Genomic DNA, 24,407 nt, shown 5'->3' with positions numbered 1-24,407 from the left:
CCGGAAGAGCTGCTCCAGCTCCTCGTACGGCCTGATCTCCCGGTCGTCACCCGGGCCCCAGCCGAGCAGCATGAGGTAGTTCACCATCGCCTCGGGCAGGAACCCCTCGGCGAGGTAGTCCTCCAGCGCCACCTTGTCCCGGCGCTTTGACAGCTTCTGCCGCTTCTCGTTCACGATCACCGGCAGATGCGCCCACACAGGCGGCTTGGCACCGAGCGCCTCCCACAGCAGCTGCTGCTTCGGCGTGTTCGACAGGTGCTCCTCGCCTCGGATGACCTGCGTGATTCCCTCGTCCAGGTCGTCCACGACGTTGGCGATCAGAAAGACCGGGGACCCGTCACCACGGGCGATCACGAAGTCCTCGATCGCGCTGTTCGGGAACGCCGGCTCCCCGCGGACCAGGTCGACCACGACGGTCTCCCCCTCGTCCGGCGTCCGGAACCGCAGCGCCCGCCCCTCCTCGAAGGCCAGCCCCCGGTCCCGGCAGAACCCGTCGTACCCGAGGTGCTCCGACCCCGTGCGCTCCTTCAGCTGCTCCCGGGTGCAGTCGCAGTAGTACGCCCGGCCGGCCGCGAAGAGCTGCTGAGCCGCTTCCCGGTGCCGCTCGGCGTTGTGCGACTGGAAGTACGGCCCTTCGAAAGCCGCATCCTCGCCATGGATGCCGATCGCCGCGAGCGCGCTGATGATGCCCTCGGTCCACTCCGGCTTGTTCCGGGCCGCGTCGGTGTCCTCGATCCGCAGCACGAACCTGCCGCCGGACTGTCGCGCCACCGCCCAGTTGTAGAGAGCGGACCGTGCGCCACCGACATGGAACATGCCGGTCGGGGACGGGGCGAAACGAACGCGAACCGGGGCAGTAGACATGCGCTCCAGGGTACCGACGCCGGACCTACGCCCCGGACCACTCGCCCTACCTCCGCACCGACGTTTTTCGGCCGACCCCGTACTTCCCTCGCCCGTCCCCTTCCCCCGCAGGTGCGTACCCCTACGTCGGCTGACCGCTCGCCACGGCTCCAGCCGACCTCGACCGCAGCCACTCCACGCTCCACGCTCGCATAGATGTGCGACGTCGCACCGGATACAAAGCCCCGCGACGCTGCCCTCGCATTCTCGATTGCGGACGCGATCGTGGCGTTCGTATTCTTCCGGGCAACGCGTTGACGGAGACGAGTAGCCAGGAACCACGCGAGCAGAGAGAGCCGCCGGCAGCTGGGAAGGCGGTCTCGCGCCCCGAGGCGAAGACCCTCCCGAGCGCGGGGAGGAACGGCCTCTCTTATGGCCCAATGCCCCGCCGGCCGGCCCCCGTCACCGGGCCAGAACGAGGCCGCCACCTGGTGGCGGTGAAAGTGCGGTGGTACCGCGAGTTGCCCTTCTCGCCCGCACTCCCAAGGGATCATGACGATGTCCTTCGGAGGACCGCAATGATCCAAAGCCGCGTACACGTCTCCGACCTGCGAGAACACGTCGGCCGTACCGTCACCGTCTTCGGCTGGGTGAACACCCTGCGCCTGCAGAGCAAGATGCAATTCGTCGTCGTACGCGACGGAACCGGCATGGTGCAGGTGACCCACAAGCGTGACGACGGGCCGCTGGAGGCCCGGCTCCAAGCCCTCACTCCCGAATCCGCCGTCAAGATCACCGGACGGGTCACGGACGCCGCCCAGGTCAAGCTAGGCGGCCTGGAGATCGTTCCGGAGGCCGTCGAGGTCCTGAACCCGGCCGCCACCCCGCTGCCGATCGACGAGCAGACGGGCATCGAGCACCGGCTGGACTGGCGCTTCCTGGACGTGCGCCGCCGTCCCGCCGCCCAGCTGATGTTCGCCGTGCAGACCACCCTGGAACAGGGGCTGCGCGAGTACGCCTACGCGCAGGGCGCCACGGAGATGCACACCCCCAAGCTCATGGGCACCGCCTCGGAATCCGGAGCGGAGGTCTTCGAGCTCGGCTACTTCGGCCGCAGCGCCTACCTGGCCCAGTCGCCGCAGTTCTACAAGCAGATGGCGATCTCGGCCGGCATCGAGAAGGTCTTCGAGATCGGCCCCGTCTTTCGTGCCGAGCCGTCGTTCACCTCCCGGCACGCCACCGAGTTCACCGGCGTCGACGTCGAGCTCGCCTGGATCGACGGCGTCGATGACGTCATGGCGTTCGAGGAGCGGATGCTCACCCACGCCATCGCCAAAGTCGCCGACACCCACGGCGAGGCCGTCCGCGAGCGGTTCTGTGTGGAGATCACGGTCCCCACGACGCCCTTCCCCCGCATCACCATGGCCGAGGCGCACGAGATCCTGCGCAAGGGCGGCTGGCACCCGAAGGGGATCAAGGAGGACCTGGACCCGGAGGGTGAGCGGAGTATCAGCGCCCACATCCGGCAGGCCACCGGCCACGAGTTCGTGTTCGTCACGCACTATCCGGTGGGTATCCGGCCCTTCTACCACATGCGGCCGGCCGACGACCCCAGCGTGACCCTGAGCTTCGACCTGCTCTGGAAGGGGCTGGAGATCACCACCGGCGCCCAGCGCGAGCACCGCTACGACGTGTTGCTGAAGCAGGCTGCCGAGAAGGGCATGAGCCCGGAGCCGATGCAGGACTACCTGAACGCGTTCCGGTACGGGTGCCCGCCGCACGGCGGTCTGGGCATTGGCCTCGGACGCGTACTGATGGTCATGCTCGGCCTGGAGTCGATCCGCGAGGCCACCTTCCTCTTCCGCGGACCGAACCGGCTCACCCCATAGCCGACCACTGCATTCTGCCTACCTGTGATGTCCCCCTCTACCAGAGCCTCGTTCGCTGAAAGCATGGACGGATGAGTGTTCACGAACTGGGGCCTTGGGTGCCGACGCGCCCGGAGGACCTGGCCGCGATGTTCGCCGAAGCCGACTTCCCGTGGTGGATCGCCGGCGGGTACGCGATCGAACTCGCCGTCGGTCGCGAGCTACGCCCGCACGGCGATCTCGACGTCCTGGTCCTCCGCCGCGACCAAGCGCTTGCGCGAGAGATGCTGAGCGACTGGGACATGCACGTGGCGGACCCGCCTGGCGCGGGGCGCCTTCGTCCCTGGCGTCCGGGCGAGATGCTTGAAGTGCCCCTCCACGACATCTGGTGCAGACGCACACGTAAGGCGGCCTGGTCAGTGCAACTCATGCTGGACGAGGCCGAGGGCGCCCAGTGGGTCTCGCGGCGCAACCCAGGGGTCCGACTTCCGCTCGCGCGATTGGGGCGGAGGAGTCCGACCGGCATCCCTTACCTTGCGCCCGAGGTGCAGCTCTTCTACAAGACGAAGGCCACACGGGACAAGGACGAGACTGACTTCGAAGCGGTATTGCCGCTCCTGGACGAGTCGCAACGCGTCTGGCTAGCGGATTCGATCGCGGTGACCGCCCCGGACCATCCCTGGCGGAAACGTCTCTTGTCCGCAGACCGAACCTGAGAGGCCAGCCGTCTTCGCCGTGTCGCACGCCGATACCTCGACTGCCTGAGCCGGGCTCGCTCCGCTGCTACGGTCGCCGATATGGCGCTCTCAAGTCCCGCTACGCAGCCAGTTGATCTACGGGTGGAGCCGGTCGACGAGGTTCTTGATCGGGTTGAGCGATGTCTCCAGGTGTCCCTACTCCCGGATCCGGTGATCCGCAAGCGTCGGACCGTCGGGGCCCGGACAGACCGTGATACGTGGATCCGGGTGGAGCGGCGCGCACACGCCCAGATCCCAGAACAGGGGTGGAACGGCACAGAGTGTGCCGCACGTCTCGAAGGCGTCGCCCAGCCCGAATGGCACGGATGTATGGTCTGGCGAGCGGGAGACGGCTCGGCGATGTGGCGGGCAGACGAGACCGAGCTCCTGCCGAGCCCTCCTGTCGGCACCGCTGTGCTGAGCCAGGCTCCGAAGCTTCCGAACGAGTGGTGGAATGCGTTGAACGCCACATTGGACGCGCTGGCGTCGCAGCCCACGAGGCGGATCGCCACGCCGGACACCGCCGCCATCACCCAGGAGCTCGTCACTGCGTCCATCCGCAGTGTTTTCCCCGAGGACTTCGACACGACCGTCGAGCGGTGGGTGCCAGCCCACGCCGACCTGAACTGGGCCAATATCACCGCACCGGTGTTCAGCCTCTTCGACTGGGAGGACTGGGGCAGCGCGCCGCTGGGGCTGGACAGCGCGACATTGTGGGCGAGTTCCCTTGTGATCCCAGCCTTGGCTGATCGCGTGTGGCGGGAGCGCCGGCGCGACTTCGAGACTCGGGACGGCAAGCTGATGACGCTGTTCGTTTGCTCAAGGCTTCTTGGTCCGTACGCGCACCCTGAGGATCCCCGGCTGCGGCCAGCAGGACGCATGGCCGAGGAGGTCATCAAGCAGCTCCAGGCCGGGTGATCGCGAGAGGTAGCTCTGCACGCCGAAGCCGGGGCATGTTCGACGGATGCTGCTCAAGATCGAAAACCGCCGATCCGGCAACAGCTACCTACCTGCGAGGGGACTGCCGCTCCACCTGCCCCAGTATGCGGCTGGCCAAGTCCATGAAGTTCGTGATCGACGGCGCTTCCACGATCAACAACCGTCCGTGGCTACTGCCGTCGTCGAAACCGCATCCTGTGTCGCGGACCAACGGTGTCAGCCAGTGGACGGTCGGGCGCTCCGCTGCGAAGTAGACAACCGGCCGCGGAGACCATGAGTGATCGGACAGGTGGCTCCGGCAGCTTGCTGCAGTGAAGCAGCCAATGGATGTAAGGGCATACGAGAGGCCCGCCACGCCGAGTTCAAGGGAGCCGAGAAGTGGTTCGGCGGTATAGCCGTCCCCGACGAGTTCGACGATCTCACTCTCGGGATGCTCGGCGACAAAGCCTGCTGGCAGGCTGTCCGGGTCGTTTGACTCCAACGCGTTGGCGATTGCCTCGAAGTCAACGTGGGTCAGCGCGGCACGGTCGACCAGGTTGGAGAGGTGTCGCTCCTCCTTGACCATGGCGACGGCTTCCTCGTGGCTCACATCGCCGATGTCCCACACTCCCCGAAAGAACCCGTATCCCTCTTCATCGATCTCGTCCTCAGGTGGCAGACCTAACGCCACATTGGCAGGAAAGCTGGGGTCAACCTCTATGTCCACGACCGGAATCACGGGCGGCTCCAAGTTGTTGTCAGCGACCTTCTACCCCACCGTAACCCTGCCCTTGGCCCATTCACATCAGTCGCTTGCACGCCTGGTTGCGCTGACGATTGCCATCGCCGCTCTCGTCTCGTTCCGGTCTGGCCCCATGGCACAGGTATCCGGCGGGCCGCCGAGGCGCGGGTCTAGAACACAGCCCGAACGCGCTCTGTACTTCCGAGCGATGGCCGGGTCGCGGGAGTAGCTGAAGCGGACGCGCAGCCAGCCTCGGGGCGCCTGCGCCATGTCGCTCCGAAGCTGCAGCACAACGACTGCTCCTGGCTGCGGACATACGGAGGTCCTGTTCCTCCGTGCCAGTACCATTAGCGGCGGGTGGGGGGAGCCCTGCGTGACCGGCCTGGCAGGCGTGTTCCAGTCGCGGTCTCTGTCCGCCTGGTGCCTCTGGCTCTCCGGGACAGCTGTGCACCGACCGAGGGTCCCGGGGAGAAGTGGGACTGGGACCACACATGACGTACGACATCGCAGCTCCCGAGCCCGCCGGGATGGTCGCCTCGCTGAGCTCGCTGGGCTACTCGTTGCCGGCAGCGATTGCCGATCTCGTCGACAACAGCATCTCCGCGAAGGCACAGAACATCGACGTCGAGTTCGCCTGGGCCGGAAGCGACTCCTGGATCGCGGTCGTGGACGATGGCGACGGCATGAGCCAGGAGGAACTCGTCACGGCCATGACCGTGGCGGCGCGAGGACCGGCAACGCCTCGCTCGCCCACTGATCTGGGGCGGTTCGGGGTCGGTCTGAAGTCCGCGTCGTTCTCGCAGGCGAGACAGCTCACCGTGGCGACAGCCTGCGACGGCCAGTGGCACACGCGCACGTGGGACCTCGACGTGGTCGAGAAGTACGGCGAGTGGCGGTTGCTCCACGGGGCCGACGACGACACCGCCGCCATTCTCCAGAGAGTCCGGCCTTGCGGCGGCCATGGCACGGTGGTGCTGTGGCGTCGGCTCAACGGCTATCACACCGTCGCTGTCACCGAGGACGACGAGCGTACCCAGAAGCAGTTCTACGCCGAGGCGACACGCACCGAGGCGCATCTCGGCATGGTCTTCGCACGGTTCCTCGTGGGAACCCGGCGACGCGCTCTAAGGGTTTCAGGAACCGCCGTACAGCCCTGGGACCCCTTCATGACTGCTCATCCCTCGGTCCAGCGGCTGCCTGCCGAGGAACTTCCCCTGGGTAACGGATCGGTGAGGGTCGAAGCGTTCGTCCTCCCGAGCGCCCACCGCCTGACTCCTGATGAGTTCAGCCATGCGGCAGGACCGCAGGGATGGCTTGATCAGCAGGGCTTCTACGTGTACCGGCGCAACCGTCTGATTCTTGCGGGGGACTGGTTGGGGCAGCGCGGGATGCGTCGCGAGGAGAAGTACAACCTCGCTCGCATATCTGTCGACATCCCGGCTGAGTCAGACGCCGAGTGGGGAGTAGACGTGCGAAAGTCCAGCGTCGTCCCGCCTGTCAGCCTACGACCCCACCTTCATCGCATCGCACGTCAGGCCCGCACGAGGGCCGCAGAGGTGCTGCGACACCGCGGCCAGGTCGCCGCACGTACACACGGCGATCCCCTGGTGTACGTCTGGAACGTACGTCGTGCGGACGGCCGGCTCACCTGCCGGATCAACCGCAGTCATCCGCTGGTCCAGGCCACGCTGAGGCAGGGAGGCGCGAACCCGGCTGACGTCCGTGCTCTGATCCGTCTCCTGGAGGAGACGGTACCCGTCGCCACACTCCGTGTGATGCACGAGACCGACACCAGCGACGATCCCGATCCCTTCGGCGGGGCGGGTCCCGCTGACGAGACTGCGACCGAGGTCGCACAGCGCATCTACGAGTCCCTTGTCTCAGGTGGCCGTTCGCCTGCTGCAGCGCGCGAACGGCTGCGCACCATGTCTCCCTTCGACCAGCTACAGGGGTTCTGGAGTACCTGAGCCTGTTGTCGGTGGCCCCCCATACTCTGCTCCATACCGTCTCAGACCAGTTGGAGGTTCCCCGTGAGCTCCACCCCCGACGAACCCCTCGCAAAGGCGAAGCGGTTGGTACGCAGCTTCCTGCCACAGGACCGGCAGCCCAGCCCGGACGAGGTGCAGATCGCGGTCAACGCGATCTTCGGCATGCTGGCCGCACAGGGGGAAACTCTGGACCGGGACCAGCTGGCCAAGGAGATCGAGGCCATGATCACGGTGTTCCAGGAGCGTTCCCTGGGACTCGTTGACCCCAAGGGGCACGAGCCCTGGCTCCCTGAGGCGAAGAACAACCGTTCCTGGGATTTCTGGGAGCGGTACCGCTGGTTCCTCGAGGATGTCGAGGACCTGCCGCTTTCGGTCGTGCGACGGCTGGACCAGACCTCGGACGAGGTCTTGAGTCAACTGGAGGATCCGCGGCGGCCTGGCCCCTGGCGCCGCAAGGGGCTCGTGATCGGCCAGGTGCAGTCAGGCAAGACCGGACAGTACATCGGACTCGCTTCCAAGGCGGTTGACGCGGGCTACAAGCTCGTCGTTGTTCTCGCCGGCATCCACAACGACCTCCGGAGCCAGACGCAACTGCGCATAGACGAGGGCCTGCTGGGCTTCGACACCCAGCACCAGATGCGCTCCAACGAGAACGGGGACTCCCGCACCATCGGTGCTGGACTCATGCCGCTGCAGGGCAAGAAGCTCGACATCGCGTCTCCGACGAACAGCTCCGAGAAGGGAGACTTCGGACGCCAGGCCGCAGCCACGATCAACTTCCCGCTCGGCAGCTTTCCTGTAGTGCTCGTCGTCAAGAAGCACTGGAAGATTCTCGAGTACCTGCGCAGGTGGGTGACCGACGTGCAGGGCACCGAGGGCGAGAACGGCCGCAAGATCGTGCGCGACGTTCCGCTCCTGGTCATCGACGACGAGGCCGACAACGCGTCGATCAACACGGTCCGCGATCCTGACGACGACCCCACCAGGACAAACAGGGCGATCCGAGACCTTATCAACAGTTTCGACAGGGCGGCGTACGTCGGGTACACGGCCACTCCGTTCGCCAACATCTACATCGACCCCGACGCAGACCACGACGAGGTGGGCGGGGATCTCTTCCCGGAGAGCTTCATCCGCAGCCTCCCCTCGCCCTCGAACTATCTCGGCCCGGAGCGCGTGTTTGGACTCCAGGTGGATGACGAGGATGAGGAGGACGTGGATCCGTTGCCGCTGGTGCGTCACGTGAACGACTCCGACATCTGGTTGCCGAGCCGGCACAAGGCCGGCGACAGGCCCCGTGGGGATCTCCCTCGGTCTCTACGTGAGGCCGTTGCGTCGTTCGTGCTCTCGTGCGCGGCTCGCCGGGCCAGGGGCCAGGTAAGGGTGCACAACTCCATGTTGGTGCACGTGACCCGGTTCACGGCTGTGCAGAGCCTTGTCCGCGAACAGGTGGAGGACCACCTGCACTTCCTTGTGGACTCGCTCCGTGACCGGTACGGGAAAGGGCCGAAGCTTCTTGCGGAGTTCCAGGAACTCTGGGAGCGCGACTTCGTTCCCACCACCGCGCACTTCCCGGCTGACGAGGCTGAACCGCTGACCTGGGAGCAGGTGTCGACGGAGCTTCTGGACGCGATCAGGAAGATCCAGGTCAAGGCGGTGAACGGCACTTCCCGGGACGCTCTCGACTACTACGACAACCGCAAGGACGGCCTCTCTGTCATCGCCATCGGCGGCCAGAAGCTGTCCCGGGGCCTCACGCTTTCAGGGCTCACGGTCAGTTACTACCTGCGCTGGGCCAACACGTACGACACGCTGCTCCAGATGGGCAGGTGGTTCGGGTACCGACCCGGGTACGAGGACCTGTGCAGGCTGTACACCACGCCTGCCGTCGAGGACGCCTACGTGGAGGTCACGGCTGCGACCGACGAACTACGCCGCGAGGTCGAGGAGATGGCCACGCTCGGTCTTACACCCCGGCAGTTCGGTCTGAAGGTCCGCTCGTCGTCGCTGGGGCTCATGGTCACTGCGGCGAACAAGATGAGGCAGAGTGAGAGGATCCTGCTCAGTTACTCCGGCGAGGGGCCGGAGACGGTGATCTTCAACCTTGCCGACCGAGCTGTGAAGCGTAACTTCAAGTCGCTCGAGGACCTGGTGCGGCACCTCGACGGCATCACGGAACCCGAAACGGCGGTCAGCGGCGGCACGGTGATGTGGCGGGGGGTACCGCCGGAAGTGGTCTCCGAGTTCGTGGCCTCCTACGAGACCGACCGCATGGCCCAGAGGGTCCGTCCCCGACTCATCGCAAAGTACATCGAACAGTGTGCCAAGGTGGGTGAGCTGGGCAACTGGACCGTCTGCCTGGTAGGCAAGTCGGCGGCCACGCACGTGGACGTCGCCGGGCATTCGGTCGGACCAGTTACGCGTGCCCCGCTCAACCCGGAGTTCAGAGCAGAGGGGCGGTACACGATCCGTCGTGTCCTCAGCCCGCGCGACGAGGGCCTCGACCTCGACGAAGCACAGCTTGAAGCGGCACGGGCGGCCGCTGGGAAGGCAGCGAAGCAGAAGGAGAAGACCTCGGTCCCGAAGCACCCGTCGGGTCCGTACCTCCGTCGTCAGCGACGTCCCGACCAAGCCCTGCTACTCATCTATCCCATTGAAGTACCGGGATCCGAGGACGACTCCCCGGAGCTGCCGCTGGTGGGCTTCCAGGTGAGCTTTCCCTACTCCCGTAACCAGTCGAAGACCGAGTACGTGGCGAACAGCATCTACCTGCAGGAGGACATCTACGCCCTCGACGAGGAGGACGAGGCGTGACGATCACCGAGGAGGACTGGCACGAGCTTGAGCGCCCTCACGACTCGCCAGGACGCTCCAGCCGTCGGTTGCATCCGGACTCCCCGCTGGACGTGTTCCTCTCCGTCGCCCATCCGGGGGGACAGCGCATGCTGGTACTCAGGGCCGACGCCCGCTCGGCAGACCACATCGTGCGTTCGGTTGGGCGACTGCCCCAGGCGGCCGGCATCGAGATGCAGCTGAGTGCGGTGTCCCGTCTCGAGTACGAGCTCCAGTTGGTCCTTACGGCGAACGACCTCCGGGAAGTGTTCAACCCACTCGTGACCGACGTTGCCGACACCGCGCGTTCAGCGCCGGCCGCTGCCGACGCTCTGACAGCCGCCGTGAGCAGGTTCGAGCGCTGGCAGGATCTCCTGCGCACGGTTGGCACGGACGGGCTGGGAGCGGAGGCGCGGAGGGGGCTCTACGGGGAACTTCTGGTGCTTGGTGACCACCTCCTGAGCACCCTGTCCGAGACCGAGGCTGTGGAGTCCTGGACGGGACCGACAGGCGCCAACCAGGACTTCCAGCTCCCTGGAGTCGCGATCGAGGTCAAGGCCAGTGCCGCGAAGCACCCCCGCAGCGTCCGCATAGCGAGTGAGCGACAGCTGGACGACACCGGTGTCCCGCACCTGCTGCTGTGCATGATGGTGCTCGACGAACGACGGGGTGGGTCCGGCGAGAGCCTGAACCGTCGTGTGGAGCGCGTCCGGGGGCACCTTGCCAGCGCTGCTGCCAGGGCCCGATTCGACGGCCTGCTGATCCAGGCAGGTTACCTGCCCGCACATCACGATCTCTATGACGAACCTCGATACACCGTTCGTGACCTACGCTTCTGGCACGTTCGGGATGGCTTTCCCAGGCTTGTCGAGTCGGACCTTCCCGAGGGCGTCAGCGACTGCACCTACCACGTGACCGTCTCGGGGTTGGACAGCTATCTGGCGTCAGTCGACGATGTGAGCATGTTGATCGGGGGAGCCCATGAGTGAGCAGGACCTGGCCGAGTACTCCCGGAGCCTCGTCGCTGACGTTCAGGCGACCGCGGACGCCGAGGGAACGACAACTCCGGAGGCGTTCACACACAGGGTCCTGTTCGACCTGGAGAAGGCCGGCGTCGTCTCCAACACCTTCAGCGCGTACCACAAGGCCCACGGTCACGAGGTCCATGCGTACGGCATCGGAGAGGCGGGTGAGTCCTTGGACCTCTTCCTCACCGATTTCCACCTGGCCCCGCTGGAGACGAAACTCACCAAGGCCCAGACCGAAACCTCGTTCAAACGGCTGTTGGCCTTCGCACGTCGTTGCCAGGAGGGCCTGCAGCAACATATTGACGAGTCCTTCGACGTGTACGACATGTGCGAGGCGGTCGAGAAGGCCCTGACCGAGGTGCAGAGGATCAGGCTCTTCCTCCTCAGCAACCGCGTCGCCACGACCGTGGAGGTCCCACCCACCCACTTCGACGGCCTCCCGGTCGTCCACGAGGTGTGGGACCTGGCGCGGCTGCACCGTCACGAGACGTCGGGATCGCTCAGCGAGCCCATCGTGGTTCCCTTCACGCCTCCGCTGCCCTGCGTTTCCGCTCCGAGTTCGGAGCGGGACCATTCCGTCGTGCTCGCTGTGATACCCGGAGAGTTGCTGGCGGAGCTGTACGCGGAGCACGGGACACGGCTTCTCGAACTCAATGTGCGTTCGTTCCTGCAGGCCCGTGGTTCCGTGAACCGAGGCATCCGGGAGACCCTGTTGCACGCGCCCGGCCGCTTCCTGGCCTACAACAACGGGATCACGGCAACTGCCTCCCAGGTCGACTTCGTGACAGGCCCGGACGGAGAGCCGACCCACATCTCCCGCGTACACGGCCTCCAGATCGTCAACGGCGGGCAGACCACGGCGTCACTCCACTATGCCCGGTCACGGGACAAGGCCGACTTGTCCCAGGTCCGGGTCCAGATGAAGTTGACGGAGGTCTCGCCTGAGCGTCTCACCGAGATTGTTCCCAAGATCTCGGAGTACTCGAACACGCAGAACCGGGTGACCCAGGTCGACTTCAGCTCGAACCACGAGTATCACGTGGCGATCCAGCGGATCACCCGTTCCCTCTGGGCTCCCGCTGCCGACGGCAGTGGTCAGGAGACCCACTGGTTCTACGAGCGGGCACGCGGCCAGTACACGGACGAGCTCGCCAAAGCCCGTACGCCTGCCCGACAACGCCAGTTCAAGAGGATCAATCCGACGAAGAAGAGGTTCACCAAGGCCGATCTGGCGAAGTTCGTCCACTCGTGGATCCAGCTGCCCCACCTGGTGAGTCGGGGTGCACAGAAGAACTTTGTCGAGTTCATGCTGCGTATTGACGAGGCGCCACCACGTGTCGACATCCAGTACTGCCAGCGGGTGATCGCAATGGCGATCCTGTTCAAGGCCGTGGACCAGGTTGCCACCGGCCATGGAGCGGGCAGTCACAAGAGCCTTGTGACGACGTACACGATGGCGAGGCTGTCCCTGGCCACCGAGCAGCGGATCGACCTTGACCGGATCTGGCGTGAGCAGGGGATCTCCGCCGCCCTGGAAGCCGCGGTGGACGATCTGTGCCCCCGCGTCATGGAGGCGGTGACGAACCCGCTGGAGGGCAACCACGTGGGCGAGTGGGCCAAGAAGGTGGGGTGTTGGGACGCCGTTTCACGAGTGCGCTGGGCGGTCCCCGATGCCCTGGCGGCCGAACTCCTGGACCTGCCCCTGGACGAAGCAGCACTGGCCGGCGGCAGCCCGGACGCCGAGGGGGCGGTCGAGGAACTCCTGGTTGTGCCAACCGGCGAGTGGTACGCGCTGGAGCGGTGGGCCAAGGAGACGCACAACCTCGAACCCTGGCAGAGGCAGCTGGCCCAGTCCGTCGGGAGACGGATGGAGAACGGCCAAGAGGTGCCCGAGACACAAGCACTCCAGGCCCTTCACGCGCGTAGCGAGGCTCTGCGCCTGGGGTTCACTCCTGCTCAGTGATGGGATCACGCAGGTCCTGAGTCCTCGGTCAGAGCATGCCCTCCTCGAGCAGGTCCCTGACAGCGTCCTCGGCCCGCCTCAGGACAATCCGTCCGTCACCGTCACTGAAGGCGACGAGATCGGAGCCCGGTGCGATGCCGGCCTCAGCCAGCAGGCCGAGCGGCAGCTCGACCCGACCCTGATCATCGACATGGAGTTCGGCTGGTTCCCGGAGCATGGGAAGAGTGTGGCACCCTCCGAGTCGAGGACGTCTACAGACTGGGAATGTGGTCATGAGTGGAGGAGGGCTGACGCCGGACCGTGGGTGGGTCGCCACTCCGGAGGGTGAGCACCTTCGCGGCCGGCGCGTGAGGGACACCAGGCCGGAGGTGGCCCTCAGGAAGGCGGTGCACCGGCTGGGCCTCAGGTTCCGCCTTCACCAGAGGGTGGCTCCCAGGTGCACGGCCGACTTCGTGCTTCCCAGATACCACGTGGCCGTCTTTGTTGACGGCTGCTTCTGGCACGGCTGCCCGAAGCACGGCCCCAAGGTGTTCCGCGGACCGAACGCCGAGCGTTGGACGGACAAGATCGAGACCAACAGGGCCCGAGACAGACGCAACACGGAAGCAGCGGAGGCCGCCGGATGGACCGTGCTCCGGGTCTGGGAGTGCGAGGTCAAGGCCAGTCCAGCGGCGGCAGCACTCATGGTTGCCGAGCGGTGTCCGGCTCCTACTCGCGTGACTGGGCAGGAACAGGCTGCCGACCGTGCGTCCCACTCAGAGCATCCGTGACCAGGTCACCCGCAGCACTTTCCCTGCCCGCGCAGTAGCTACTGAGAGGACACTGGTCACAGAGAGGATTCTTCGCGTTGCACAGGGTGCTTCCGATGAGTCGTAGCGCAGCCATGCGCAGGGGGGCCTTTTCTCCTGCACCGACGAGCTTCACCAAGTGCACCCGGCCGTCACTGAGCCGGTTGGTGCGGTCAGAGTCGCTGTCGTGCAGCCGGGCAGCGACGCGCAGCGCACTCTGTCCCACCCACAGAAGGTCGTCATCGATCAGCAGCCGGTAGAGCGCGCCCTCGGCTGGTTTCATCCCCAGGCGCTTGGGCAGCTCCTTCTGCTTCTCCTCGTCCTCGGACCAGACACTTGACTTGCCGGCCACGGCGGTCAGCCTGTCGAGGCGCGCCCGAACGGCTGCCGTGGGGGCTGATTCAAGGAGAGTGCGCAGAGCGGACTTGGTCAGAGTCGCGTGCTCCCGGATCGTCTCGAGCATCTCGTGCATCTGACCGGGCTGCACCCGGGTTCCCGCCAGCACCGCCACGACCGCCGCGTGCACTGACGACAGCTTGGGCAACTGGTACCAGTTCTCCCCGTTGCGCTGCCGTTCCGCCCAGGCAGTCAGGTCCTCGCGGGCCGTGCGCCAGCGGGGCTGGAGTCCGCCTTCCCCGGCCTGGCACCCCTCGACAGGCAACAGCACTTCCGCGGCGGCCTTGCCCAGGAGGGGTGGCACCGCGTTGCCGATCTGCCGGAAGGCGTCACTACGCGTCCCAGCGAACCTGAACCGGTCCGGGAAGGTCTGTACCCGTGCCGCCTCCCGAACGGTCAGGGTGCGGTTCTGGTCCGGATGGATGTACCAGTAGCCGTCCTTGGCGATGTGGGCGGTGATCGACCTGCTCAGGTCGTCCCAGTCAAGCTTCTTGTACTTGTCGGTGAAGTGCTCGGCGCTGTACCGCTGGAGCTCCGGGTCGATGTCCGAGTACAGGGTGTCGGAGTCCATGCTGTCGAAGATCACCCAGTCGTCCGGCCTGACCCTCCGGGTCATGTGGTCGAAGACGACCTCACGCTTCGCGCGCTTGCGCATCTCCCTGGCAAAGTCGGACAGGTCTTCGGAGGGGGTGCCGTAGGCCATCTCACGCTCGCCGACACGCTCCGTGGGCACCACGGTGAGGGGAGGGAGGTCACCAATGGCGTGGCGCAGGGTGGTGCGTTCGTCCTCGGCGACCTCCTGCTGCCACTCGAACCTCTCGATGTCGTTCCTGGCCAGAAGGATGAGCCGCTTCCGGTGCTGGGGTACTCCGTAGCGCCATGCGTCGACAAGGCGTACCTGGGTTGCGTAGCCGAGCTCCTCGAGCTGCTGCTCGATCACGCGGACCACGAAGAAGTCGTCGCCGAGGCCCATGTCCGGGACGTTCTCCATGAGGACGGCGCGCGGCCTGATCCTCTTTATGACGTCCAGGTACGCGCTCCACAGCTCTTTACGGAGGTCGTGAGGGTCGCGGCCATGGTGCTCTACGAGGTGGCGGATCTTGCTCCGCCCAGCCCTGCTGAACGGCTGGCACGGCGGGCCCCCCGCCACCAGATCGATCTTCCCCTTCGCCGGCTCCAGCAGCTCCTCGAGCCTGTCACGCTCGGCTGGGTTCCCCAGGTCCATGTGCAGACTCATGCCGGGGAAGTTGGCCGCATGGGTCTCAAGGGCACGCTCGTCGAAGTCGACAGCGGCTGCAGTGGTCCAGCCAGCTCGCTGAAGCCCAAGACTCAGACCGCCTGCTCCGGAGAAGAGGTCCACGGCGAGGCGACGCCCCTTGCCGTACCCTTCGAGCCACTTTGCGAACCGCTCGGGCCTGCAGCTGTGCCGGTGCCGCGGGAGCTTGAGATAGTCGCTCCGTTCCAGGGGTACGCCATAGTGCGACTCCTGCACAGCACGCACCTCCACACCAGCGAGAACAACGAGCACCAGGAGATCACAGACGCGCTGGTGGAGGCAAGGATTCCACCACGCTGACCTCCGGAAATCCCGTGAGACCGATGCTGCGCTCTGCCGGGTACCGGCGCGAGTCCGCGCGGCCCCCCAGTCCTCGGCTTCGAACCGACGTTCTGGTGCGTTACCAGAGGCAATCGTAGAGGACAGCAGTGACAGCGTCGCTCCCGGGGCCCGGATTGGCCGGACAAGCTGGTCAACGATCCGGCGGGGCTGAAGACACGTTCGAGTCGGCCTGAACCTGTGCACGGTTTCGGCCACTTACGAGAGCCGCCCACCTAGCTCGCTGATGGGTAGTTAGTAGAATCTTGCCCGCCACACACTGCAGAACATGGCTGACAGTTGACGAGCGGGGGCATGGGTGGACTCCGAGAACGCGAAGGCGTATCTCCGACCGCGGGCCAGGCTCATGAGCACGCTCGGCGAAGAACTGATCAGCAACGAACGCGTCGCCCTCACCGAGCTGGTGAAGAACGCCTACGACGCGGACGCCAGCCTCGTCCTGATCCGCTTCAACCCTCCCCTCGAAGAGGGTGAGGGCTCGATCGAGGTCTGGGACAACGGGCACGGCATGTCGCCGGCCACAGTGCGCGGCACGTGGATGGAGATCGCCACCCCGCACAGGCACCGGAACCCACGCAGTGAGTCAGGTGGGCGTCGCGTGCTGGGCGCCAAGGGCATCGGCCGGTTCGCCTCGGCTCGACTTGGCCATACCGCCACAATCACGACTCGGCGGGTCGATGAGCAGGAGGTCACCCTTCGCATCGACTGGGGGGACTTCACGGATGGTGACGCGTACCTGGATGAGGTTCCGGTCTCCCTGTCCACGACCACTCCGAGCGTCTTCGTAGACGGAGGCATAGCAGCGCAGACCTTTTCCGAGGTCCTCCGGGAATTTCAGTCAGCGCCTGCTACAGCCGTCGGCACGGCGCATGGCACCGTGGTCCGACTCGAGAGGCTTCGCACGGCTTGGGGCACGAACGAGATCGAGGCCCTCAAGCGTTCCCTGTCCAGGCTCCTCCCCCCGCCGCCTCCCGCCGAGCTCTCTGTGCCGGACCAGCCTGAGTTCTCGATCTACATCGACACTCCGGAGGGGCCGCTCCGCCACCACAGCGGGTTCGTTTCTGCGAGTGAGACACTGGCCCATCCCCGCTATCGCCTCGTCGGCGCCGTGGATGCCGACGGGGACGCGAGCCTGGCCATTTACGCCGGCGACGAAGAACCGGTGGAGGTCGTCCAGGACAACCTCCGGAAGGACTCGAAGAGGCCCTCATGTGGCCCTCTGAAACTGGACTTCCGAGTCTGGGACCTTGAGTCGTCGGCCATCAAGCCGCTCCTGGCACTCGACACCAGCGCGAGGAACACCAACGACGTACGGGAACTCATCCGGAACAACAGCGGTGTGGCCCTGTACCGGGACGGGTTCCGTGTGCAGCCGTTCGGGGAACCCGGGTTCGACTGGCTTGGTTTCGACCAGCGACGCATCAACAACCCGACGCTGCGTCTCTCCAACCGGCAAGTGGCGGGATTCGTCTACATCTCGGCCGATGACAACCCCGGCCTCCTGGACCGCTCGCACCGCGAAGGACTGATCGACACCCCTGAGTACGAGGAACTGAAGGCAGTCATACTCCAGGCGATTGCCAGGTTGGAGACGCAACGCTACCGGCTGCGTCGGGAACCCACTGCTCCGACGGAAGCCCCGCTCCTTGCCGGGCCGTCCGAAGGCAGGGGCCACGGGCTCTTCCAGAACTTCAACCTGGACCCGCTGCGACAGGTGGCTGCCGAGCGGCACCCAGAGGACATCATCCTCAGTCGCGCCATCGAGGATGCCACGGAGACGATCAACGAAGGCGTACGCAAGGTACAGGAGGTCATCGCCCAGTTCTCCCGCCTCGCGACGCTGGGCACCCTGGTCGACGTCGTCCTCCACGACGGACGTACCGCCCTTTCCCGCATCGGCGTGGGCCTTCGTCGTCTCGGCAAGATCACCACAAAGGTCGAGACCCACGATGTGGAGCTGTCAGCTGCGCTGGACAAGCTGCGGACGGACTTCACCGCACAAGAAAGGGCTCTCGACCGGCTCTTCACTCGCATCGAGCCCCTCAGCGGACGGAAGCGTGGACGGCCCCGCCGGCTCTCTCTACACCAGAGCATTTCTGAAGCCGTTGACGTGCTGGAGTCGGAGATCACCAAGCACGGTGTAGATGTACAGATCAGCGGGGAGGACGTGATCGTCACCGCCGAGCCGGGTGACATCAGGACTCTTGTGGTCAACCTCGTGAGCAACGCCGTGTACTGGCTCTCCACAATGCCCAAGGGCACTCCCCGCGAGATCCTGATCGAGACGGAGCGCAATCACGAGGGCGAACTGGACGTGGTCGACATCACGGTCAGCGACAACGGCCCTGGGGTGCGCGAGAAGATCAAGGACCTGATCTTCGATACCTACTTCAGTGAAAAGCCGGATGGCGTCGGCCTCGGTCTCAGCATCGCAGGCAGCGTCGTGAAGGACTTCTACGACGGCGAATTGGGGCTGGTGAGCCCCGGCACCCTCTCGGGTGCGAGTTTCCGGGCACGACTGCGAAGGAGAGTTGGGTGACGTCGACCGACGTTGCGTATCGGGTGCTCATAGTCGATGACGACGCCCAGATGATCGCGGACCTTCGCGAAGTGCTGGCCGAGGAGCTCACAGACCTCGGGGAGATCCACTTCGAGTCCGAGCAGGACTTCTCCGCAGCCGAGCAGCGGTTGATTGACGAGGACTTCGACCTGGTCATCCTCGACGTCCGCGACGCCGCCGATGGCATACCCTCCGCTGCCGTCGAAGGACGCGGACACGAACTGTACGACGCCATCGCCGGCGCTCGGTGGCTGCCCGTGGTCTTCTTCACAGCTGTCCCCCAGCAGGTGCGTGACCTGGAGAAGCCTCCCCTCATCCGTGTGGTGACCAAGAACGCCTGGGACGAGGTCGCTCCCGCAGTCCGGGACGGGTTGCTCTCGGGAGTGTCGGAGTTGAGACGCCGTATCTCCGATCTCGTCGAACGCAAGGTCCGCGTTTTCCTCCGTGACGTCGTGGCCCCGCACTGGCACGAGATGGCGGGCGCTGATCCCCACGAGATCACCCCGATCATCGTCAACCGCCTCGCGGCCGAGCTCCGGGAGAACGGCCCCAGCGAACTGGGATACGCCGGGGACGGCGAGGCGGTCGCTACTGCTGGTCAACCCTCCGCTGCTCGGGTCTACTTGAAGCCGTTCGTGACCCATCACCTCACCGCCACGGACCTCGTGGTCAGCCCCGAGGGCGATTGGTGGATCGTCCTCACCCCTGCTTGCGACCTGTATGAGGACCACCCGGACGCCAACGTGGCGAGACCTCGTAAGGCCAAGGCACAGTACGTTCGCCTGGCCAAGGCTGACCGCATCTTCACCGAGGACGGCGAGGAGTCGGAGTCGCCAGCGATCGCCACATGGCTGGCCAGCTCGAAGAGCAACAGCCACAAGGACCAGGCCAAACAGGTCTTCGGGGACAAGCAGAACCGGTACCGCGCTCTTCCTGGCTACCTCGACATCCCCGACCTCTTGGTCGACTTCGAGAACGTGGTATCGGTCCCGCTCGCCGAGGCACGAACCTGGCGACGTGTCGCAACCCTCGACAGCCCGTTCTCGGAGGCGATGCTCATCGCCTACAGCCGCTCGGTGGGGCGTATCGGAACCCCGGACCTCAGCTTCGAGGACGTGAAAGTGCGGTTGGAACTCGAGAAGCCGAAGGCCAGGCACGTGCCGACGCAGGCTTCAACGTCATCAGCGAACGGCGAGATTGTGAAGGACTGAGCTTCCAGGCATTCGGACAGCGTGCGCGATCATCAGCGGAGGGTACGCCGGGCTCGGAAGCCTTGGCCCTCGTTGTGGTCGACACAGGGATGCCTTGGCATAGACGTACACGCAGCCGGTGGGCACCACGCCCGGGGAGCCATCTGGGAGCCGACCCGCTCCCCGAACCCCTTCCAGGCCCCGCGACACCAACCGAGCCCACCCATCTGACCTGCGGAAACGCCATCGAGGCTGGCAGGATCACCAACCGAACCTCATTCGGGACGAAGAGGTCGTGGGTTCAAATCCCGCCACCCCGACAGCTGAAACACCAGATCAGGGGCCTGATCCGCGAGAGCGGGTCGGGCCCCTGAGTGGTTTCCGGAGCCTTGCCTCGGCGTCGTCCAGCGCGGTCCGTCGGCCAGCGCGGTCCACCGTGGTCCGTGCCCCTGGTGGCCGGCTGGACCCTTCGCGGGCCTTCGCCGTGATCGCGCCTGCGCCGGACGCCTCGTACCGGCCCGCGCGCCCTCCATCCGCCGCGTCGTTCGGCACCGGTCCCTCCCCTCGTGGGGACCGGTGCCGAACGATACGGGCGGCGTCGATCCGTGCCGTAGCGGCGGATCGCGTAAGGGCCTGACCCGTGGTCTGGTACGGGCTGTCCGGGCGATGCCCGGGTAGGTGCGCTACTGGTCGAGATCCTGCCAGCCGTGGCCCCCACCGAGGAGGCTCCGGCATCGAGTCGGCGACTTAACCGCAGGTCAGCCATATAGGGTGTGTTTTCCGGTCCGGATGTCCAGGTGCGGGGGAAGTAAGGAGTGGAGACCTTGAGTTCCGACTCAGGGGCACGCACAGCCTTCGCGGAACGTCTTGCGCTGCTGTACAAGGAGGCCGGTAACCCTCCCCTCAAGCGCGTGGCCGAGGCCGTCGTCCGGCTTCAGCGGGTCGACGAACGTGGCCGGCCTGTGCGGGTGTCCGCCCAGCGGATCAGCGACTGGCGGCGGGCCAGGAACGTGCCCGCCCAGTTCGCCGCCCTCGCAGTAGTGCTGCACATCCTGATACCCGAAGCGCGGCGCTCGCGGCCCCAGCCCGTCTCCCCCGGCCTGTACGACCTGGCCCAGTGGCAGCGCCTGTGGGAGCGGGCGGTTGCCGACCCGGTCGGCGAACGCCCCGAGGCACCCGCGGAACAGGAGGAACGGCCCCCGGGCGAAGCCCCGGCCGTCCCCGGTGGTGTGTGCCCTTACCGGGGGCTGGCTCCGTACCGTCAGCAGGACGCCCGGTGGTTCTTCGGCCGGGAGCGGAGCACGGACGCCCTCGTCGCTCAGCTCCGCGCGGCGGAGAGGACCGGTGGCCTGGTCATGCTCGTGGGCGCCTCGGGGGCGGGGAAGTCCTCCCTGCTGAATGCCGGTTTGGTGCCCACCTTGCGCAACGGCGCGAGGGAGGTGCTCCAGCTCGTACCGGGAAGCCATCCTGTCGCAGAGCTGACCCACCGGATCCCTGAGCTCGCACCCGTCGTCGCCGCGGAGGAGCCCGGTACGCCGCGATTCGAGCACGCCGCGAGGGAGGCCTTCACCGCATGGGCGCGACGCCGGACGTCCGCCCCCGCACGTCCCGTCGTCATCGTGGACCAGTTCGAGGAGGCGTTCACCCTCTGCTCCGACGGGGCGGACAGGCGCACGTTCATCCAGCTCCTCCACGCCGCGTGCACGCCCGCCGACTCGGATGAGCCGGCCCCCGTGCTCGTAGTCCTCGGCATACGCGCCGACTTCTACGAGCAATGCCTCTCGTACCCCGAACTGGCCGACGCGCTGCAGCACCGGCACATGGTGCTCGGGCCGCTGACCACCACGGAGCTGCGCGAAGCGGTGACCGGCCCGGCCAAAGCCGTGGGTATGGAACTCGAACCGGGGCTGGCGGAGCTGATCGTCCGGGAAGTGAGCGCCGACGGCCCCCGCGGGGGGCACGGCGCGGGCGCGCTGCCGCTCCTCTCCCACGCCCTGCTCGCCACCTGGCAGCGGCGGAAGGCGGGAAGGCTGACACTGGCCGGCTACCGCGCGGCGGGCGGAATCCAGGGAGCGGTGGCGGCGACCGCCGAGCGGGCCTGGTCGAGCCTCGACCCGGCGGCACGCACGGCCGCGAGGCTGCTCCTGCTCAGGCTCGTCCGGCTGGGCGAGGACACCCAGGCCACCCGTAGGCGGGGGACGCGGCGCCAACTGGCGGAGGAGTCGACGGACCCCGGCAAGACGGAGGAATCGCTCGAAGCGCTGGTGCACGCCCGATTGGTGACGCTCGACGCCGAGACCGTGGAGATCACCCATGAAGCGCTGCTCCACGCCTGGCCACGCCTGCGGGACTGGATCGACGAGGACAGGAACGGGAACCTGCTCCGCCAGCGGCTGGAGGAGGACGGCAGGGCCTGGGAGGGCGCGAACCGCGACACGTCGCTGCTCTACCGGGGTTCTCGTCTGGAGCAGGCCCGCACATGGGCGAAATGCGCCGGTGACGCCTCGCTGACCCGGAGCGCGGTGGAATTCCTGGCTGCTTCGGTCAGGCTGCGCAGGCGCACGGTCTGGCTCAGCCGTGGTGCGGTGGCGGCTCTGGTCGTCCTGGCGATGCTGGCTGTCGGTTCGGCGGTGGTCGCGTGGCAGCAGCGGGACGATGCCGTCTTCGAGCAGGTGGTCGCCGAGGCCGATCGCGTCCAGTACACGGACCCCTCGTTGTCCGCCCAACTGGACCTGGTGGCCCACCGCTTGCGGCCGGACGACGAAGGCACGAGCAATCGGCTGATCTCGATTGTGAACTCGCCGCTGGCCACGCCGCTCCTCGGCCACACCGGCGCCGTCTACCTCACCTCGTTCAGCCCGAACGGGCGGGTCCTGGCCACCGCCGGCTACGACCGGACCGTCCGGCTGTGGGACGTGGCGGATCCGTCCCGCCCGGCACCACTGGGCAAGCCGCTGACGGGCCACACGAGTTGGGTGAGCAGCGCGGTGTTCAGCCCGGACGGCCGCACCCTCGCCAGCGCTTCGGACGACGGCACGGTCCGGCTGTGGGACGTACGGGATCCCAGCCGGCCCAAGCCGCTCGGTACGCCCTTGACCGGCCACGACGGCACGATCTACCTGCTCGCCTTCAGCCCGGACGGGCACACCCTGGCCTCCGCCAGTGAGGACCGCACCGTCGGGCTGTGGAACGTGGCCGACCCGCGCCGTCCCACGGCGCTCGGCGCCTTGACCGGCCACGCCGAAGCCGTGCGCTCCCTGGCGTTCAGCCCCGACGGGCGGACGCTGGCAGCCGGTGGCGACGACGACACGATCAGGCTGTGGAGCATGGCCGCTCCGCGCCGTCCGGCACCCGTCGACACGGTGCTGACCGGCCACGCGGGCACGGTGCACTCCGTCGCCTTCAGCCCCGACGGCCGCACTCTCGCCAGCGGCAGCGCGGACGACACCATCCGGCTGTGGAACGTGGCCGACCCACGTCACGCGGTACCGCTCGGCGCGCCGCTCACCGGCCACACCGGTCGCGTATGGTCCGTGGCCTTCAGCCCCGACGGATCCATGCTCGCCGCCGGCAGTGCGGACAGCACGGCGACCTTGTGGAACGTCAGCGACCCGGCATACCCGTCGCAGGTCGGCGAGCCGCTGGCAGGAGGCAGCGGCGAGATGTACGCGGTGGGCTTCAGCCCGGACGGCCGGACCCTCGCCACCGGCAACGGCGACAACAAGGTCCGCCTGTGGTCGATACCGACGTCGGACATGATCGGCCGTATCGGAGCGTTCCGCCCTGACGGGCGGGTGCTCGCCACGGCCGCGCGTGACGGAAGGGTCCGGCTGTGGAACGTGGAGAGCCCCAAGCGGCCCGTCGCGCTGGGCAAACCGTTCATGCCCGGGGAGGGCGACGTCCGTTCGCTGGCGGTCTCCCCCGACGGCCGCACACTCGCGGTGCTGACGGGAAGCCGCGCAGTGCAACTGTGGGACGTCACCGACCCGGCCCGGCCTGCCCCTCATGGGCCGCCCGTCGCGCTGCGGACGCGGTTCGCCGGCCCCGGCGCGCTGGCGTTCAGCCCGGACGGCCGCACGCTGGCGACCGCCCATGACGACCGCACCATACAGCTGTGGAACGTCAGCGATCCGTCCCGCCTCCGTCCCCTCCACGCGCCGCTCACCGGCCACAAGGGCTACGTCAACGCCCTCGTCTTCAGCCCGGACAGCCGCACTCTGGCCAGCGGCAGCGCGGACGACACCGTCCGGCTGTGGAACGTGGCCGACCCGCGTCACGCCTCCCGGCTCGGCGCGCCGCTCACGGGGCACCTCGGCCCCATCAACGCGCTCGCCTACAGTCCGGACGGCCGTACATTGGCCAGCGGCAGCGACGACAACACGGTCCGGCTCTGGAACGTCACCGACTCCCGTGAGGCGACCCGGCTGCGCTCTCCCCTCACCGGCCACACCGAAGCGGTCGTGTCGCTGACGTTCAGCCCGGACGGCAGCACCCTGGCGAGCGGTGGCAACGACAACACGGTCCGGCTCTGGAACGTCACCGTCCCGTCCAAGGCCGCTCCGATCGGCCAATCGATGAGCCCCAACGCCAAGACAGGCAACTTCCTGTCGTTCAGCCCCCGGAGCCACATGCTCGGAGTGTCGAGCGGGACCGATACCGTCCGGCTGTGGAATCTGGATGTCGACGAGGCCATCAGCCGCATCTGCTCGACCACCCGGGGCGTTCTGACGCCGGAAAAGTGGCACGAGTACCTGCCCCGCCTCTCGTACGAGCCTCCGTGCGATCAGTGACGGAGCCCGCGTGATCCCGGTCACAGGCGGTTACAGCTGAGCATTCGGCTCCCGCCGCACAAGCAGCCTTGTTAGTCTTGCCCACAGCCCGACCGCTGGTGCATCCCCCGTCGCCAGCGGTCGGGCACTTTTCTGTCCTGTGGGCAGGC

At 66.8% G+C, this 24,407-nt stretch carries 15 protein-coding genes; 11 read left to right on the top strand and 4 right to left on the bottom strand.

The annotated features are described in order from the left end of the window. The coding region (gene gltX, locus AMK26_RS38030) for a glutamate--tRNA ligase (RefSeq protein WP_241838069.1) at positions 1-816 on the bottom strand (816 nt) is incomplete at its 3' end. Between the two features lie 605 nt (positions 817-1,421). On the opposite strand from gltX, the gene aspS reads away from it, so the two are divergent. The 3 genes from aspS (at position 1,422) to AMK26_RS24580 (ending at position 4,366) form a co-directional block, all read left to right on the top strand. Then, the gene (aspS, locus tag AMK26_RS24590; RefSeq protein WP_073756867.1) at positions 1,422-2,732 is read left to right on the top strand and encodes an aspartate--tRNA(Asn) ligase; all 1,311 of its coding nucleotides are present in this window, start codon (positions 1,422-1,424) and stop codon (positions 2,730-2,732) included. A 71-nt stretch (positions 2,733-2,803) separates the two neighbouring features. Further along, a complete protein-coding gene (locus AMK26_RS24585; protein ID WP_198944148.1) occupies positions 2,804-3,427 on the top strand; it encodes a nucleotidyltransferase domain-containing protein in 624 nt (207 codons plus the stop codon). Positions 3,428-3,508: 81 nt separating this feature from the next. Continuing rightward, positions 3,509-4,366, top strand: coding sequence for a hypothetical protein (locus AMK26_RS24580; protein WP_073756866.1), 858 nt, complete (start codon positions 3,509-3,511; stop codon positions 4,364-4,366). Positions 4,367-4,454: 88 nt separating this feature from the next. On the opposite strand, the gene AMK26_RS24575 is transcribed toward AMK26_RS24580, so the two are convergent. Then, the gene (locus tag AMK26_RS24575; protein ID WP_055704534.1) at positions 4,455-5,105 is read right to left on the bottom strand and encodes a hypothetical protein; all 651 of its coding nucleotides are present in this window, start codon (positions 5,103-5,105) and stop codon (positions 4,455-4,457) included. A 494-nt stretch (positions 5,106-5,599) separates the two neighbouring features. On the opposite strand from AMK26_RS24575, the gene AMK26_RS24570 reads away from it, so the two are divergent. From AMK26_RS24570 to AMK26_RS24555, 4 genes are all read left to right on the top strand, one after another. Next, complete coding sequence (locus tag AMK26_RS24570; protein WP_055704535.1) at positions 5,600-7,075, top strand: ATP-binding protein; 1,476 nt, start codon at positions 5,600-5,602, stop codon at positions 7,073-7,075. A 63-nt stretch (positions 7,076-7,138) separates the two neighbouring features. Then, positions 7,139-9,910: a Z1 domain-containing protein gene (locus tag AMK26_RS24565; RefSeq protein ID WP_073756864.1), complete on the top strand. Its 2,772-nt coding sequence runs from the start codon at positions 7,139-7,141 to the stop codon at positions 9,908-9,910. Then, entirely contained in the window at positions 9,907-10,917 is a 1,011-nt protein-coding gene (locus AMK26_RS24560) for a PD-(D/E)XK motif protein (RefSeq protein WP_073756863.1), read from the top strand. Before AMK26_RS24565 ends, AMK26_RS24560 begins: the two co-directional genes overlap by 4 nt. Beyond that, positions 10,910-12,919 (top strand): AIPR family protein, encoded by a 2,010-nt coding sequence (locus tag AMK26_RS24555; RefSeq protein ID WP_073756862.1) that lies wholly within the window; start codon positions 10,910-10,912, stop codon positions 12,917-12,919. Before AMK26_RS24560 ends, AMK26_RS24555 begins: the two co-directional genes overlap by 8 nt. Before the next feature lie 28 nt (positions 12,920-12,947). Here the strand turns inward: AMK26_RS24555 and AMK26_RS24550 are convergent, their stop codons facing one another. Next, the gene (locus tag AMK26_RS24550) at positions 12,948-13,136 is read right to left on the bottom strand and encodes an AbrB/MazE/SpoVT family DNA-binding domain-containing protein (RefSeq protein WP_073756861.1); all 189 of its coding nucleotides are present in this window, start codon (positions 13,134-13,136) and stop codon (positions 12,948-12,950) included. Between AMK26_RS24550 and AMK26_RS24545 the strand changes: the two genes are divergently transcribed. After that, positions 13,135-13,689 (top strand): very short patch repair endonuclease, encoded by a 555-nt coding sequence (locus AMK26_RS24545; protein ID WP_308437798.1) that lies wholly within the window; start codon positions 13,135-13,137, stop codon positions 13,687-13,689. The two genes, AMK26_RS24550 and AMK26_RS24545, sit on opposite strands and share 2 nt — an antisense overlap. Here AMK26_RS24545 and dcm read toward each other — a convergent pair. Beyond that, positions 13,628-15,595 carry a DNA (cytosine-5-)-methyltransferase gene (gene dcm / locus AMK26_RS24540; RefSeq protein WP_055704539.1) on the bottom strand — a complete coding sequence of 656 codons (1,968 nt, stop codon included), beginning with the start codon at positions 15,593-15,595 and terminating at the stop codon, positions 13,628-13,630. The genes AMK26_RS24545 and dcm overlap by 62 nt on opposite strands. A gap of 421 nt (positions 15,596-16,016) precedes the next feature. Between dcm and AMK26_RS24535 the strand changes: the two genes are divergently transcribed. The 3 genes from AMK26_RS24535 (at position 16,017) to AMK26_RS24525 (ending at position 24,258) form a co-directional block, all read left to right on the top strand. Continuing rightward, entirely contained in the window at positions 16,017-18,257 is a 2,241-nt protein-coding gene (locus AMK26_RS24535; RefSeq protein WP_055704540.1) for a sensor histidine kinase, read from the top strand. Further along, positions 18,254-19,489, top strand: a complete 1,236-nt coding sequence (locus AMK26_RS24530; RefSeq protein WP_073756860.1) for a hypothetical protein — start codon at positions 18,254-18,256, stop codon at positions 19,487-19,489. Before AMK26_RS24535 ends, AMK26_RS24530 begins: the two co-directional genes overlap by 4 nt. Before the next feature lie 794 nt (positions 19,490-20,283). Further along, a complete protein-coding gene (locus AMK26_RS24525; protein ID WP_073756859.1) occupies positions 20,284-24,258 on the top strand; it encodes an nSTAND1 domain-containing NTPase in 3,975 nt (1,324 codons plus the stop codon). Positions 24,259-24,407: the final 149 nt, after the last annotated feature.

Origin of the sequence: Streptomyces sp. CB03234 (assembly GCF_001905885.1) — a bacterium.
Lineage (GTDB): Bacteria > Actinomycetota > Actinomycetes > Streptomycetales > Streptomycetaceae > Streptomyces.
The sequence above is the reverse complement of the archived record's forward strand: the minus strand, read 5'-3'. Positions and strand labels throughout refer to the sequence as shown.

What these genes read in the sequence shown, in the direction of transcription:
- aspS (WP_073756867.1), top strand. Translation starts at nt 1,422, where the DNA reads ATGATCCAAAGCCGCGTACACGTCTCCGACCTGCGAGAACACGTCGGC.
- AMK26_RS24580 (WP_073756866.1), top strand. Translation starts at nt 3,509, where the DNA reads ATGGCGCTCTCAAGTCCCGCTACGCAGCCAGTTGATCTACGGGTGGAG.
- AMK26_RS24545 (WP_308437798.1), top strand. Translation starts at nt 13,135, where the DNA reads ATGGGAAGAGTGTGGCACCCTCCGAGTCGAGGACGTCTACAGACTGGG.
- AMK26_RS24585 (WP_198944148.1), top strand. Translation starts at nt 2,804, where the DNA reads ATGAGTGTTCACGAACTGGGGCCTTGGGTGCCGACGCGCCCGGAGGAC.
- AMK26_RS24555 (WP_073756862.1), top strand. Translation starts at nt 10,910, where the DNA reads ATGAGTGAGCAGGACCTGGCCGAGTACTCCCGGAGCCTCGTCGCTGAC.
- AMK26_RS24570 (WP_055704535.1), top strand. Translation starts at nt 5,600, where the DNA reads ATGACGTACGACATCGCAGCTCCCGAGCCCGCCGGGATGGTCGCCTCG.
- AMK26_RS24550 (WP_073756861.1), bottom strand. Translation starts at nt 13,136, where the DNA reads ATGCTCCGGGAACCAGCCGAACTCCATGTCGATGATCAGGGTCGGGTC.